The 14,412-nt window shown below is 68.3% G+C and carries 15 protein-coding genes; 10 read left to right on the top strand and 5 right to left on the bottom strand.

The window, feature by feature from the left end:
* Positions 1-4: 4 nt before the first annotated feature.
* From QMZ26_RS08130 to QMZ26_RS08120, 3 genes are read right to left on the bottom strand one after another with little or no spacing between them, the layout of a single operon-like run.
* Entirely contained in the window at positions 5-1,177 is a 1,173-nt protein-coding gene (locus QMZ26_RS08130) for an efflux RND transporter periplasmic adaptor subunit (RefSeq protein ID WP_345782668.1), read from the bottom strand.
* Positions 1,174-2,427, bottom strand: a complete 1,254-nt coding sequence (locus QMZ26_RS08125; protein ID WP_345782667.1) for a TolC family protein — start codon at positions 2,425-2,427, stop codon at positions 1,174-1,176. The genes QMZ26_RS08130 and QMZ26_RS08125 overlap by 4 nt, the downstream gene beginning before the upstream one ends.
* 56 nt (positions 2,428-2,483) lie before the next feature.
* A complete protein-coding gene (locus QMZ26_RS08120; RefSeq protein WP_200732913.1) occupies positions 2,484-2,822 on the bottom strand; it encodes a hypothetical protein in 339 nt (112 codons plus the stop codon).
* Between the two features lie 156 nt (positions 2,823-2,978).
* On the opposite strand from QMZ26_RS08120, the gene QMZ26_RS08115 reads away from it, so the two are divergent.
* The gene (locus tag QMZ26_RS08115; protein WP_283221139.1) at positions 2,979-3,665 is read left to right on the top strand and encodes a hypothetical protein; all 687 of its coding nucleotides are present in this window, start codon (positions 2,979-2,981) and stop codon (positions 3,663-3,665) included.
* Positions 3,666-3,768: 103 nt separating this feature from the next.
* Here QMZ26_RS08115 and QMZ26_RS08110 read toward each other — a convergent pair whose 3' ends face one another.
* On the bottom strand, positions 3,769-4,167 hold the full coding sequence (locus QMZ26_RS08110) for a RidA family protein (RefSeq protein ID WP_283221138.1): 399 nt from the start codon (positions 4,165-4,167) through the stop codon (positions 3,769-3,771).
* A gap of 108 nt (positions 4,168-4,275) precedes the next feature.
* Between QMZ26_RS08110 and QMZ26_RS08105 the strand changes: the two genes are divergently transcribed.
* Positions 4,276-5,169 (top strand): LysR family transcriptional regulator, encoded by an 894-nt coding sequence (locus tag QMZ26_RS08105; RefSeq protein ID WP_283221137.1) that lies wholly within the window; start codon positions 4,276-4,278, stop codon positions 5,167-5,169.
* A 55-nt stretch (positions 5,170-5,224) separates the two neighbouring features.
* Entirely contained in the window at positions 5,225-5,734 is a 510-nt protein-coding gene (dnaQ, locus tag QMZ26_RS08100) for a DNA polymerase III subunit epsilon (protein WP_079224295.1), read from the top strand.
* A 413-nt stretch (positions 5,735-6,147) separates the two neighbouring features.
* Here dnaQ and QMZ26_RS08095 read toward each other — a convergent pair whose 3' ends face one another.
* Positions 6,148-7,386 carry a glycosyltransferase gene (locus QMZ26_RS08095; RefSeq protein ID WP_283221136.1) on the bottom strand — a complete coding sequence of 413 codons (1,239 nt, stop codon included), beginning with the start codon at positions 7,384-7,386 and terminating at the stop codon, positions 6,148-6,150.
* Positions 7,387-7,667: 281 nt separating this feature from the next.
* Here QMZ26_RS08095 and rpmB point away from each other — a divergent pair, with 281 nt between their 5' ends.
* From rpmB to QMZ26_RS08060, 7 genes are all read left to right on the top strand, one after another.
* Complete coding sequence (rpmB, locus tag QMZ26_RS08090; RefSeq protein ID WP_005411638.1) at positions 7,668-7,904, top strand: 50S ribosomal protein L28; 237 nt, start codon at positions 7,668-7,670, stop codon at positions 7,902-7,904.
* A gap of 10 nt (positions 7,905-7,914) precedes the next feature.
* Complete coding sequence (gene rpmG, locus QMZ26_RS08085; RefSeq protein WP_170272460.1) at positions 7,915-8,082, top strand: 50S ribosomal protein L33; 168 nt, start codon at positions 7,915-7,917, stop codon at positions 8,080-8,082.
* 147 nt (positions 8,083-8,229) lie between these two features.
* Positions 8,230-9,648 (top strand): cardiolipin synthase, encoded by a 1,419-nt coding sequence (cls, locus tag QMZ26_RS08080; RefSeq protein WP_283221135.1) that lies wholly within the window; start codon positions 8,230-8,232, stop codon positions 9,646-9,648.
* 58 nt (positions 9,649-9,706) lie between these two features.
* Positions 9,707-11,128, top strand: coding sequence for an FAD/NAD(P)-binding protein (locus QMZ26_RS08075; RefSeq protein ID WP_283221133.1), 1,422 nt, complete (start codon positions 9,707-9,709; stop codon positions 11,126-11,128).
* Positions 11,129-11,137: 9 nt separating this feature from the next.
* Positions 11,138-13,330: a DNA helicase II gene (gene uvrD / locus QMZ26_RS08070; protein WP_079224270.1), complete on the top strand. Its 2,193-nt coding sequence runs from the start codon at positions 11,138-11,140 to the stop codon at positions 13,328-13,330.
* 86 nt (positions 13,331-13,416) lie between these two features.
* Positions 13,417-13,743, top strand: a complete 327-nt coding sequence (locus QMZ26_RS08065; protein WP_053498324.1) for a low molecular weight protein tyrosine phosphatase family protein — start codon at positions 13,417-13,419, stop codon at positions 13,741-13,743.
* A gap of 108 nt (positions 13,744-13,851) precedes the next feature.
* Positions 13,852-14,406, top strand: a complete 555-nt coding sequence (locus QMZ26_RS08060; protein ID WP_283221132.1) for a hypothetical protein — start codon at positions 13,852-13,854, stop codon at positions 14,404-14,406.
* Positions 14,407-14,412: the final 6 nt, after the last annotated feature.

Genomic DNA, 14,412 nt, shown 5'->3' with positions numbered 1-14,412 from the left:
CTCCTCAGTGGCCGTGCTCGGCTTCGCCCTTGGCCAGTTCGGCCTTGAGCAGGAAGGCGTTGGCACCGGCGATGCGCTCGTTGCCGGTCAGGCCGCCGAGGATCTCGATGCGGTCACCGGCACGGCGGCCGGCCAGCACCGGCTGCGCCCTGAAGCCGCCGTCGACGGCGACGAACACCGCGCTGCGGCCATCGACGTTCTGCACCGCATCGGCGGGGACGCTGAGCGAGCCTTCCTGGCCCTCGGTGACCACCACCGCCGATACCGGTGAACCGGCCGGCGGCAGCGCAGCGTCCACCGGCATGGCACGGATCACCGCGACGGCGCCCTGCGGGCGCACATCGGCGGCCGAACCGGTGACGGTGGCGGTGAAGCTGCCACCCGGCACGCTCACTTCCAGCGTCATGCCGGGCGTGACCTGTGCGGCCAGTGCCGGCGGCGCGGTGAACACCAGTTCGTTCATCGCCGGATCGGCGACATCGGCCACGACGCTGCCGGCAGCGACGACGCCACCCGGGGTGACCTGCACGTTGCCGACGATGCCGGCTACCGGGCTGGTGATGCGCACGCGACCACTGGCATCGGGCGCACCGTTGGCGGTCGCCTGGGCCTGTGCGGCGTCCGCCTGCGCCTGCGCAGCCATGGCCCGTGCATGCGAGGTTTCCAGATCCTGGCGTGCGACCACGCCTTGTTCCACCAGCGCCTTGTCACGACCGTGGGCCAGGCGTGCGGCCTTGGCTTCGGCGGCGGCAGCCAGCGCGTTGGCGCGGAACACGGCCGCCTCACCGCTGACCACGATGGCCAGGGCCTGGTTCTGCTTCACCGCCGTGCCCGGTGCCACCAGTACGCGTTCGACGCGGCCGGTCACGGTCGAGGCCACCGAGGCGCGCGCACCGATCGATGGCTCGACCCGCCCGGACAGGCGGGTGGAGCCACCACCACCACGGCCGACGGCGACCACCTCGATGGCGGACGCCTTGATCTGTTCCGGCGTGAGCTGCACCACGCCCTCATCGGCGTCGGCTGCGGCGGCGGGCGTGGCTTCAGCGCTGCCCGGCGCATGGCCGTGGCCGTCGTCGGCGACAGCCGGTGGAGCCTGTGCAGTGCCAGTGCAGCCGGCCAGCAGCGCGCTCAACAACGCCACGGACAGCAACGAACAAGTGCGGGAAAACATCAGTGAACCTCCACGAACGGGGCGCGCCCTTCCAGGCGGGCAAGATCGATTTCGGCGCCGACGCGCGACAGGCGCGCATCCACGGCGGTGCCGCGGGCGGCGATGAGGGCGCTGCGCGTGCTGCGCAGTTCCAGCTGCGAGATGCGTCCGGCATCGAAGCCGATGCGGGCCAGCCGGTAGGCCTCCTCGGCGGCGGCCACGCTTTCATCGGCGGCGCGTGTGCGGCTGCCGGCGGCCTTCAGTCCGGCCACGGCCGAGAGGCGTTCGGCGTCGCTGTCGCGGCGTTGCTGGTCCAGGCGCGCCTCGGCCGCGCGCTGTTCGGCACTGGCCGCGCGGATGCCGCCGCGGTTGCGGTCGAACAGTGGGATGGAGAGGCTCACCCCCAGCGTGTAGGCCTGTTCGCGATCCTCGCGGAAGCGCGTCTGCGCGGCGGTCACGCTGAGGTCGGGCAGGGCGCGCTTGCGCTCCACGTCGACAAGGCGCGTGCTGGCCTGTGCTTCGGCTTCGGCAATGCGCACCGCCAGCGCGGCATCCCCGCTTCCGCGCGGCAACGGCGGCGTGCGGTCCAGCAGGCTGCTGTCGATCGACTGCACCGGCGCATCCAGCAGCGCGGCACCGGCCAGGCGGGCCAGCGCGGCATCGCGGAAGGCCTGCGCCTCATCCAGCACGGCGGTGGCGTTGGCGACTTCGCTCTGCGCCTGCACCGCGCGCAGCTGCGGTTCGCGGCCCTGCCTGACCATCGCGTTGACGGCGTTGGCGTCAGCACGGGTGAGGGTCAGCGCCTCTTCGGCCAGGGTGTAGCGGCGCAGTGCACTTTCCGCCTGTGCGTAGACCACCGCCAGCTGGCTGGCCACATCGCTGCGGCTTTGGGCACCCCGCAGGTTGGCTGCCTGTGCCTCGGCACGCGCGGCACGGACACGCGCGCCACGCTGGCCCCAGATTTCCAGCGGCTGGGACAGGGTGAGCACGGTATCGGCCTTGCCCATGCCGCCATAGGAGCCGGTGCCCCAGGCGTTTTCGGCGGACCAGGAAAGGGAAGGGTTGGGCAACGCACGGGCCTGGTCGGCACGCGCGTCGGCGGCCTCGGCCAGGGCGGCGCCGACGCGGGCGCCGGGCAGCTGGTCCAGGCGTTCAAGCAGGGTGTCGTAGGAAGGGGCGGCTTGTGCCATTGCCTGCATTGCTGGTGCAAGGCCCAGCAACATGGCAATGACCCGCCCGGCCGCACGCAGCGACCGAGGTGTCAGGTTCGACATGAAAAATATCCGGAGGTGAGGGGAACGGAAGCCCGCGATTGCGGGACGCGCTCAACTCACGCCCGGGGAGGACGCTTCAGTTCATCCTGCGCGACGGCATAGGCCGCGCTGTCACCGGCCGGCATCCAGCGTGCCGGCAGCGGCGTGCCGAAGGCGGCAACGGTGCCGGCCGGCAGGCTCAGGTTGGAATGGTGGCAGTGGTTATGGCTGCAGGCACCGGTGTGCGTGCCGTCACTGTCGCCGTCTGCGTCGTCGGACGCGGATTCAACATGGGCCGCGACCGTGTCATGCGGCTCCACCGCACAGGCCAGGACATCGGCCACCGGCACGACCACGAATGCCGCCATCAGCAGCATCAGCAGGGTCGAACGGAGGTGGCGGGCAATCCAGCGCATGGAGGCAGGCTAGCAAGCAGTTTCCGGTGGATACAATATCAATGGCCGGGTCGGATCCACCTGTAGAGCCGAGCCCATGCTCGGCTGCACCCGTGCGGCTGTTGCGCCGCCACGCACCATCGTTGAGGATCGGGATTCATCACCAGGGAAGGAACGATGACCGCACGCATTGCCGCAGCAGGCCTGCTGCTGATACTGGCCAGTCCCGTCGCAGTCGCCGCCGAGGATGTCTACGTGGAATTCCTGTGGGCGCCGACGCCGGCAGATGCCCTCGCACGCTCGCAGACCCAGCTGTTCATTGCAGATGGCCACCACGATCACCGCATCTGTGTGGCCGCCAATCTCGTCGATACCGACGTGGCGGGCCTGCGCATCGACGTCCGTGATGCCAAGGGCGTGCAGGTCTCGCGCACGGCCCACGAGGACTACCGGGGCCGCAAGAAGTGCTATGCCGCTGACCTTGGCAGTACCGGCGCGGCCGGGATGTGGACCATCGATGCCGTGCTGGGGGATGGACGCCGTGGCAGCGCGCAGATCCGCGTGGATCCGACGCTGGAGGCGTCGCCCCTGTACCTGCGGCATGACCAGCCCTACGTGGCAGGACGGCCGAACTACGACGCCTCCGTTCCGCCGGCCGAGTGGGTGGGCAAGCTGGTCTGGGCGATGGACGTGGATGCCGCAGGCAAGGTGACCCATGTCGAGGTGGAGACCGCCGAAGGCGTCGGCCAGCGCCTGCGTGAGCGCGCGCTGGCGGCCGGGTGGCTGACCCGGTTTGGCCCTGACCCGGCGCGTGCGACGACACCATTGCGGTGGCGCCGCACACTGGAGTTTGCTCCGGAATGATGGCCGCGCGGGGGCAGTGCCCTTCGTATGGGTAGTGCCGGCCGCTGGCCGGCAACCTCACGAGCGCAGGCAATCGCCTGCCATTGCCGGCCAGCGGCCGGCACTACCGGTCTGCAGGCAGCTTCGCGATCACCTTGATCTCGAACTGGAACCCATACAGCCAGGTCACGCCGATACCCGTCAGCGTCGGGTGCGGTGCCTCGCCCCAGTACTCCGGCACGATCGCCCACGCCTTCTCGAAGTTCGTCTCCGGGTCGACCATGAACACGGTCACGTCGATCACGTCATCAAACGTGCAGCCGGCGGCGGCCAGTACGGCGTTGAGATTCTCGAAGGCGCGGCGCACCTGGGTTTCGAAGTCCGGCTCGGGCGAGCCATCCTCGCGGCTGCCGACCTGGCCGGAGACGAACAGGAAGCCATTGGAACGGATGGCGGGCGAGTAGCGGTTGCGCTCGTACAGGGCCTGTCGGCCGGCGGGAAAAACGACATCACGGTGCGTCATGGGGGGGCTCCAAGCGGGAGGTTCCCATCTTCCGCACCGGTTCTGTCTGGATAAACAGCGATGATCGGCCTAGATTGATTGCCAATCCCAAACAATCCCGGCCGGCCCATGGACCGTTTCGAGGCAATGCGCGCCTTCGCCCGCGTGGTGGAAACTGGCAGCTTCACCCGCGCCGCGCGGACCCTGCAGATCAGCCGCACCACGGTCACCCAGCTGGTGCAGCAGCTGGAAGCGCACCTGCGGCTGCGCCTGCTCAACCGCACCACGCGGCGTGTCAGCGTCACCGCCGATGGCGCGGCGTACTACCCGCGCATCGCGCGGCTGCTGGCCGAGCTGGAAGAGGTGGAGGGCGGCCTGGGCGATGCGGCCAGCCAGCCGCGTGGGCGCCTGCGCATCGATGTGCCCGGCCCGTATGCGCGGCTGCGGCTGGTGCCGGCGTTGCCGGATTTCCATGCGCGCTATCCGGACATCCAGCTGGACATCGGCGTCAGCGACCGCGAGGTCGATGTCATCGCCGACAACGTGGACTGCGTGATACGCGGCGGTGCACCCGCCGATCCGGCGCTGGTGGCGCGGCCGCTGGCCAGCCTGTCGATCGGCTTCCACGCCAGCCCTGCTTACCTGCAGCGCTTCGGCGTGCCCGCGCACCCGAGCGCACTGGAAGGGCCGGACCATCACATGGTCGGCTTCCTCAGCCCGCGCACCGGTCGTGCACGCGTGTTCCTCGCCCAGCGCGGTGATGAGCGCATTGAAGTGCAGGGCCGGCATTCGGTGGGCTTCGATGATGGCAATGCCTACCTGGCTGCCGGCGTGGCGGGCCTGGGCGTGGTCGCGCTGCCGAGCTACATGGCCGCGCCGCACGTGGCCAGCGGCGAACTGCGGCCGGTGCTGCAGGACTGGCGGCTGCCGCCGATGCCGATGCACGTGATGTTTCCGCCGAACCGGCACATGAGCCAGCGCCTGCGGGTATTCATTGACTGGGCGGTGGAGGTGTTGGGGTGACACGCGCCGGGCATGCGAAAATCATCACTGCACGCACCAGGAAACCGCCACACGCATGAGCCGCATCGTCGCACTGGATACCGAAACCACCGGCATCTCCCATCGCATGGGCCACCGGGTCATCGAAATCGGTGCGGTGGAACTGATCGATGGCCAGCTCACCGGCCGTCAGTTCCACACCTACCTGCAGCCGCAGCGCTCGGTGGACTGGGGCGCGCAGCGCGTGCACGGCATCAGCGATGCGATGCTGGTCGGCAAGCCGCTGTTTTCCAGCAAGGCCGCCGAGCTGCTGGAATTCCTGCGTGGCAGCGAGATGGTCGCGCACAACGCAACCTTCGATGTGGGCTTCCTCGACAACGAGTTGCGCCTGGCCGGCATGCCCGGCAGCCTGGCGCAGTACTGCCGCATCACCTGCAGCCTGAAGCTGGCGCGTGGGCGCTGGCCCGGGCAGGGCAACAAGCTGGACGACGTGCTGCAGCGCCTGCGCATTCCCGGCAATCGCGGCCTGCATGGCGCGTTGAAGGATGCGCATCTGCTGGCACAGGTGATTCCGCACCTGCGTTGATGGCCCCCTGGTGCTTGGCTCTAAGCCTCTGCAGGAGAGCGCAAAGACAAGTTGTCGTCATGGACGCGATTGAACCTGCAGATCTGTTCAATATGTTGCCGGGCCTCAGGTGAAAACCAGCCAAGAACTTCCACCAGGTGTCTGTGTTTCTCCCGCAGATCCTGATGAAAGGTGATGGGTTCATGGTGGAACACGCGATTTCGCAGCGCGCGCGCGTCCTCGACGCGACCTTGAACCTTTGCTCTGGTTCTGATTTTCCCCTAGCATCGCCAGCGCATACCCCGGTCAGCTCCTCTCCTCACATGCTTCTCGTGAGTGATGGGTCCGGGGTTTTTTTATTGTTGGTCAGACGTCCTCGTGTCGTGCGCACCCTGGAATTTCATGGGCTGGGCAAGCGGTCTGGAACGGCCTGTTCAACTTTCTACAGCAGCGTCGGGCGGGAAGTAAGGTCGAATTCCGTCAATCGCGGCGACTGCGGTTGCCACACCATCTTCGCTCGCCATTGCTACGCCCAGTGCAGCGGCACGCGCACGCGTAGCGCTTTCCTCGGCGAACGCAATCGCCGCCGCCAGCGTGGCTGCATCCAATCGCTTCGGTGACAGCGGCGCCGGCGCAACACCCAGCACCTGCAGGCGCCGCGCCCAGAAGAACTGATCGGCCGCGAACGGCATCACCAGCGAAGGAATACCGGCGCGGCAGGCCGAATGCGTGGTGCCGCTGCCGCCATGGTGGATGGCCAGCGCGCAGCGTGGGAACAGTGCTTCATGCGGGGTCGGTCCGAGCACGAACACGTTTGCTGGCAACGCACCCGAAGGCAGTCCGGCCCAGCCTGGGAACAGCAGCACGCGGCGTGGTGCCAGCGCCTGCAGCAGAGCCGGCAGCACGCGCTCGCGGTCGAAGCCGGTCATGCTGCCGAAGCCGAGATAGATCGGCGCGGGTCCGGCATCGAGGAAGGCCTGCAGGTCGGCCGGCGGCGACCACGGTTGTTCCGGCATCCGCCATTGCCCGCACACCACGTGGTCAGCCGGCCAGTCCGCAGGTGGCGGCAGCAGCTGCGGGGAAATGCCGTACAGCATCGGCAGGCCGGTCCACAGCGTGCGGCGCGGCGGTTGCCCCAGTGCGGCGCGCGCGGCGTTGATCGGCCTGCGGAAGGTGCGCCACACCGCCTGGTTGACCAGCCCGTAGCTGGCCCGACGCAGGACGCCCGGCAGCGGCATCGGCGGCAGGAAGGGGGAGGCGAAGGCGCGCGTCGGCGTCAGCGGAATCATGCCGGTGCCGATGGCCGGCAGGCCGTGGCGCTCGGCCACGCTCAGGCCGACCAGCGCGGCCAGCCCGCCGGTCAGAACGGCATCGCAGCCGGCGGCGGCGGCATCCGCCTGCGCCATCCAGGCGGGCACATGGCGGCCGGCCATCCGCGCCAGGCCGCGCGAGGCGGCGGCCAGGTTGTTGCCGCGTGCCACCAGGGCCACCACTTCGTCGTGGATGTCGCCTTCCAGCGCCGCGTGCGGCACGCCCAGTTCGCGCGCGCTGCCCAGCGTGCCTTGCTCGGCCAGCAGCATCACCTCGTGGCCGGCCTGGCGCAGGCCATGGCACAGCATCACCAGCGGCCGGGTGTCGCCTTCGGTTCCATAGGTCAGGGCCAGCAGTCGCATCGGGGGCTTCGCGGGTGGGGCGGCCAGTATGGCCAGCCCGGCCATGAACACGACGTGCCCCGTTCAGCCCACGCCTGTGGGTAACTTGCGCAAGTGCTTGAACCCGTGCATAATGCGCGGCTCGCTGTGTCCGGTTTTCTCCCGGGCGGCGCCCCCGGGAGCACGTCCCCGGCCGCCCAACGCCAGCGTAACCCTTTGATTCTCTTGACGTGTGGTGGGCAACCACCGAGGCCGCCGTCTCCCGGGCTACGGGCTGACACAACTTACTATCGAGGTGCGCAATGTCCCGCGTATGCCAGGTTTCCGGCAAGCGAGTGCAGACGGGTAACAACGTCTCGCACGCCAACAACAAGACCCGTCGTCGTTTCCTGCCGAATCTGCACGAGCGCCGTTTCTGGGTTGCCAGCGAGAACCGCTGGGTGAAGCTTCGTGTTTCCGCGCATGCACTGCGCACCATCGACAAGAACGGTATCGATTCCGTTCTGGCTGAGCTGCGTGCGCGCGGCGAAAAGGTCTGAGGAGTAGACGATCATGGCAGGCAAGCGCGATAAGGTCCGTATGATTTCGACCGCTGGTACCGGTCACTTCTACACGACCGACAAGAACAAGAAGAACACCCCGGGGAAGATGGAATTCTCCAAGTACGATCCGGTCGTGCGCAAGCACGTCCCGTACAAGGAAGGCAAGATCAAGTAATCCGCAAGGATTGCTGGTCGCTTCCGAAAGAACCCGCCCTCGTGGCGGGTTTTTTTGTGCTCCCAACCCGGTGGGTGCCAACCGTTGGTTGGCACGTCGCCGGAAGGCTGGGCAGAATGGCCCCCACACCTCCCGACGGGCGACGCGATGCTGTTCGAGTGGCTGCTGGGTTCGTACCTGCTGTTGATCGACTGGCTGATCCGGCTGGTCGCGCTGTGCTGGATTCCCACCCGCACCACGCCAGGGGCCGCGCGCAGCTGGCTGCTGCTGGTCGGCTTCGTGCCGCTGCTGGGCCTGCCGCTGTACCTGCTGTTCGGCCACCCGTGGCTGTCGCGCGAGCGCATCCGCCGGCAGGCCGAGGCGTCGCAGGTCATCCGCGAGGAACAGGCGCTGCAGCGCCGCCTGCGCTGGACGCCGAAGGCCGACACCGCCTGCGCCGAGATCGTGCCGCTGGTGCAGCGCCAGGGCGATTTCATGCCGGTGCATGGCAACGCGGTCGATCTGCTCACCGACTACGACGAATCGCTGCACACCCTCATCGCCGACATCGACCAGGCCGAGGACCGCGTCCATCTGCTGTATTACCTGATGTTCGACGACGCCGTGGGCGAGGTCATCGTCGAAGCGCTGCAGCGCGCCGCCGCGCGTGGCGTGCAGTGCCGCGTGCTGCTGGATGCGGTGGGCGCCAAGCGTGGCCTGCGTGCCTATCGCAAGCGCCTGCAGGCGCGTGACATCGAAGTGCGGGCGATGCTGCCCGGCGGCCTGCGCTGGCGCCGCAGCGGGCGCATGGACCTGCGCAACCACCGCAAGATCGCGGTCATCGACAACGAAGTGGCCTACATCGGCTCGCAGAACCTGGCCGGCCCCCGCTTCGTGCCCGGCCACCCCAACCGCGAACTGGTCGCGCGCGTGCGCGGCCCGGCGGTGGCCCACCTGGAGGCGGTGTTCGCCAGCGACTGGTACATGGAAACCGGGCAGCGCCTGGACGTCATCGCCGATGTGCCGGTGTGTGGCGATGACATCGCCACCCAGCTGCTGCCGAGCGGCCCGGCCTACCCGTACAGCAACGCGCGCGATGCGGTGGCGGCGCTGATCCACCTGGCGCGACGGCGGCTGGTGATGGTCACCCCGTACTTCGTGCCCGACGAAGCGACGCTGAGCGCACTGCGCATCGCCGCGCTGTCCGGCGTGCAGGTGCAGCTGATCCTGTCGGCCAGCAACAACCAGCGGCTGACCTCGTGGGCGCAGGAGGCGTACTACGACGAGCTGCTGCGCTGTGGCGTGCAGATCGCCCTGTACGAGCCACAGTTCCTGCACGCCAAGCACATGAGCGTGGACGAGGACATCGCCGTGCTCGGCTCGATCAACATGGATATCCGTTCTTTTGCGCTGAATGCCGAGATCGGCCTGATCTGCTACGACCGCCCGCTGGTGCAGCAGCTGTGCGCCATCGAGGACGACTACCTGCGCCAGTCGCGCCTGCTGGACCTGGAGCAGTGGCGCCAGCGCCCGGCCTGGAAGCGCAGCCGCGAAGGCATCGCGCGGTTGGCCGATGCGTTGATGTGAGCGCACAGGCCACCGGCGTGGAAACGGCCCGTTGCGGCAACCCGGGCCGTCACCTGCCATGGCCTACAATCGGTGCATGACTGATTCATCGCGAAATGGCGAACTGGACCTGGCGATCATCGGCGGTGGTGCCGCCGGTGTGCTGGTGGCGATCCAGGTGTTGCGCCAGGCCCAGGCGCCGCTGGCGCTGGCCATCTTCGAACCCGCCTCGCAACTGGCCCAGGGCATCGCCTACGCCACGCCGTGGCCGGAGCACCTGCTGAACGTGCCGGCGGCGAAGATGAGTGCGTTCCCCGACCAGCCCGGCGACTTCCTTGATTACCTGCAGGCCGTGGATGCCTACCCGGGCGAGGCGCGCGCGCTGCTGGGCGAACGCTACGCAAGCCGCCACCATTTCGCCGCCTACCTGCAGCAGCGCCTGCAGGATGCAGCCGCCGCCAGCCCTGCGCAGCTGCAGGTGATGGCGCAGCCGGTGCTGGGCCTGCAGCCGGACGACCACGGTTACCGCCTGCAGCTGGGCGATGGCAGCACGCTGCACGCGGCACAGGCGGTCATCGCCACCGGCAACAGCATGCGCCCGCTGCCGGTGGCCGGCGCCGATGCGCTGCCCGCCGACGACGTGGTCGAGGCCTGGGACTATGACGGTGTGCGCACCCTGGCCGGCGCCCATGCGCTGGCCATCGTCGGTTCCGGCCTGAGCATGGCCGACACCGTGCTGGCGCTGGTGGCTGCCGGCCATACCGGTCCGCTGCACGTGATCTCGCGCCATGGCCTGCTGCCGCTGCCGCATGCGCATGGCGTGCTGCCTGATTTCGATGCGGGCGCGCTGCTGCCGATGACCCTGCGCCAGCGCGTGCACGCCCTGCGCGCCTTCGCCCGGCAGGCGCAGGCCGATGGCCAGCCGTGGCAGGGCGTGATGGATCGCATCCGCCCACATGGCCAGGCGCTGTGGTGCAGCCTGGACGAGGCCGACCAGCGGCGCTTCCTGCGCCATGTGGTGCGCTATTGGGATGTGCACCGCCACCGCATCGCCGAGGACGTTGATGCGCAGCTGCAGGCACTGCGGGCCCGTGGCCAGCTCCTCCTGCACCGTGCCCGCCTGCAACGCGTCTGGCGCGAGGGCGACGTGCTGCGCCTGTCCGGCCGCGATTCCGCCGGTGCCGGGCAACAGTGGACGATCGCCGCGGTGGTCAATGCCACCGGTGTGGAAACCCGGGCGCGTGCGCTGCGCAACCCGCTGCTGCAGCAGTTGCTGGCCGATGGCCTGGCCCGCCCCGGGCCGCATGGGCTGGGCCTGGACAGCAGCGTGCCGGGCGACCGCCTGTGCAGCCGCAGCGGTGCAGCGCAGGCGCGGCTGGGCGTGCTCGGCAGCCTGCGCATCGGCAGCCTGTGGGAAAGCCTGGCCGTGCCTGAACTGCGTCAGCAGGCGCAGGCGCTGGCAACGCAGGTGGTCGCAGGAGCCGCGACGGCGATGCCGTAAAATGGGGGCATGGATGTCTCCCACCTGCTCGATGGCCTGAACCCGGCCCAGCGCGAAGCCGTCTCCGCTCCCCCCGGCCACCACCTGGTGCTGGCCGGTGCCGGTTCCGGCAAGACCCGCGTACTCACCCACCGCATCGCCTGGCTGCATGAAGTCGAAGGCGTGCCGACCCACGGCATTTTTGCGGTGACCTTCACCAACAAGGCCGCTGGCGAGATGCGCCACCGCATCGACGCGCAGCTGCCCAATGGCAGCCGCGGCATGTGGATCGGCACCTTCCACGGCCTGGCCAACCGCCTGCTGCGCCTGCACTGGCAGGACGCCAAGCTGCCCGAAGGCTTCCAGGTCATGGATTCGGACGACCAGCTGCGGCTGGTCAAGCGCGTGGTGCAGGCGCTGGAAATCGACGACAGCAAGCATCCGCCCAAGCAGATCGCCTGGTGGATCAACGAACAGAAGGATGAAGGCCGCCGCCCGCAGCACATCCAGCCCGAGCCGCATGATGCGTGGCTGGAAACCATGCGCCAGGCCTACATCGAATACCAGGCGCGCTGCGATCGCGCCGGCCTGGTCGACTTCGCCGAGCTGCTGCTGCGCGCGCATGAACTGCTGCGCGACAACCCGGCACTGCTGGCGCACTACCGTGCACGCTTCCGCGAAATCCTGGTGGACGAATTCCAGGATACCAACGCCATCCAGTACGCCTTCGTGCGCGTGCTGGCCGGGCACGAGGGCCATGTGTTCGTGGTCGGCGACGATGACCAGGCCATCTACGGCTGGCGCGGCGCCAAGGTCGAGAACGTACAGGGCTTCCTGCGTGACTTCCCCGGTGCACAGACCATCCGCCTGGAACAGAACTACCGTTCCACCGCCAACATCCTCGGCGCGGCCAACGCGGTCATCGCGCACAACCCGGACCGCATCGGCAAGGAACTGTGGACCGACAGCGGCGACGGCGAGCCGATCGACCTGTATGCGGCCTACAACGAGATGGATGAGGCGCGCTACATCGTCGAGCGCGCGCGCCAGTGGGTGCGTGACGGTGGCAGCTACACCGAAGTGGCCGTGCTCTACCGCAGCAACGCGCAGTCGCGCGCGCTGGAAGAAGCGCTGCTGAGCGAGCAGGTGCCGTACCGCGTGTATGGCGGCATGCGCTTCTTCGAGCGTGCTGAAATCAAGGATGCGCTGGCCTACCTGCGCCTGCTGTCCAACCGCAACGATGATGCCGCCTTCGAGCGCGCGGTGAACACGCCCACCCGTGGCATCGGCGAGCGCACCCTGGACGAGGTGCGCCGCGAAGCGCGCGCGCAGGGCATCTCGCTGTGGGAGGCCACCATGCTGGTCACCCAGGGCACGGCTCTGGCCGCGCGTGCACGCAATGCACTGGCCGGCTTCCTGGTGCTGGTGAACGAACTGCAGGCGCAGACCCTGCACATGACCCTCGCCGAGCGCGTGGACCATGTGCTGTCGCGCTCGCAGCTGCGCGAGCACTGGAGCAAGGAGAGCCGCAATTCGCTGGATTCGGAATCGCGCACCGACAACCTCGACGAACTGGTTTCGGTGGCCTCGCGCTTCCTGCGCCGCGCCGACGACATCGAGGAAGTGGGCGAGGACATGGACGAGCTGGTTGCGTTCCTGGCCTATGCCGCGCTGGAGGCCGGTGAAGGCCAGGCACAGGCGGGCGAGGAGGGCGTGCAGCTGATGACCCTGCACTCGGCCAAGGGCCTGGAATTCCCGCTGGTGTTCCTGGCCGGCATGGAAGACGGCCTGTTCCCGAGCGCACGTTCGCTGGAAGAAAGCGGCCGCCTGGAAGAAGAGCGCCGGCTGGCCTACGTGGGCATCACCCGCGCCCGGCAGAAGCTGGTGCTGTGCTACGCCGAATCGCGCCGCATCCATGGCCAGGACAACTACAGCCTGCCGTCGCGCTTCCTGCGCGAGATCCCGCGCGAACTGCTGCACGAAGTGCGCCCGAAGGTGCAGGTTTCGCGGCCGGCATCGCTGGGCAGCAGCCGGGTGATGGGCCACGCCTCGATCGAGGCCCCGCCGCTGAAGCTGGGCGCGCTGGTCACCCATCCCAAGTTCGGCGAAGGCATGGTGACCGACTACGAAGGCAGCGGCGCCCACGCCCGCGTGCAGGTCGAGTTCGCCGATGCCGGCAGTAAGTGGCTGGTGATGGCCTACGCCAACCTGACGGTGATCTGATCTCCTGTAGAGCCGAGCCTATGCTCGGCTGCTTGCGCCGGGAAAATCAGCCGAGCATGGGCTCGGCGCTACAAGGACGAGTGGTCATGACCCGCAACGTGCTCTTTCTTTGCAGCCAGAACCGCCTGCGCAGCCCGACAGCCGAGCAGGTGTTCGCCGATTGGCCGGGAATCGAAACCGCCTCGGCCGGGCTGCTGGCCGACGCCGAGGAAGTGCTCAGCCCGGAGCTGCTGCAGTGGGCGGACCTGGTGTTCGTGATGGAGAAGGCGCACCGCAACCGCCTGTCCAGCCGCTACAAGGCATGGCTCAACGGCAAGCGGGTGATCTGCCTGGATATCCCCGATGACTACGACTACATGGACCCGGTGCTGGTCGAGCTGCTGAAGCGCAAGGTGGCGCCGTTCCTGCGCTGAGCACGGGTGTTGTAGAGCCGAGCCCATGCTCGGCTGCTTCTGGCGGGAAAAACAGCCGAGCATGGGCTCGGCTCTACAATAGGCCCCACATCTTCCAGGAACGCCCCCATGACCGAACCGACACTGCACGTCACCGTGAAGTTGAATGCGAAGCTGCAGCCGGAGCATCGCCACGAGCTGTTCGAGGATCCGCTCGATGCGCTGCTGCAGGCGGCGAACCTGGGCGAACTGACCGGGGGTGGCACCGCAATCTCCGACCTGGGCGAAGTCGAGTACGGCGATATCGAAGTGGCGCTGGTCGATGCGGACGGCGTGCCGAAGCTGATCGACCTGCTGGAGCAGCTGGGCGCACCGAAGGGTTCGCAGGTGCAGCGTGTGGGCGAGGATGATCGCGCCTTCGGCGTCACCGAGGGCCTGGGCATCTACCTGGATGGCCTGAACCTGCCGGACGAAGTCTACGAACAGTGCGACTCCAACCACGTGTTCGAGCAGCTGTCCGACAACATCGGTGGCCTGGGCGAGATCTGCAGCTGGTGGCAGGGGCCGACCGAGACCGCGCTGTACATGTATGGCGAATCGTTCGAGAAGATGCGTGATGCGATCGCGGAGTTCGTGGCCAGCTACCCGCTGTGCCAGAACGCGCGCATCGTGCAGATCGCCTGAAGGCTG

It is taken from the genome of Stenotrophomonas sp. PFBMAA-4 (assembly GCF_030053215.1).
Lineage (GTDB): Bacteria > Pseudomonadota > Gammaproteobacteria > Xanthomonadales > Xanthomonadaceae > Stenotrophomonas.
This window is presented reverse-complemented; position numbering and strand designations above follow the sequence as displayed.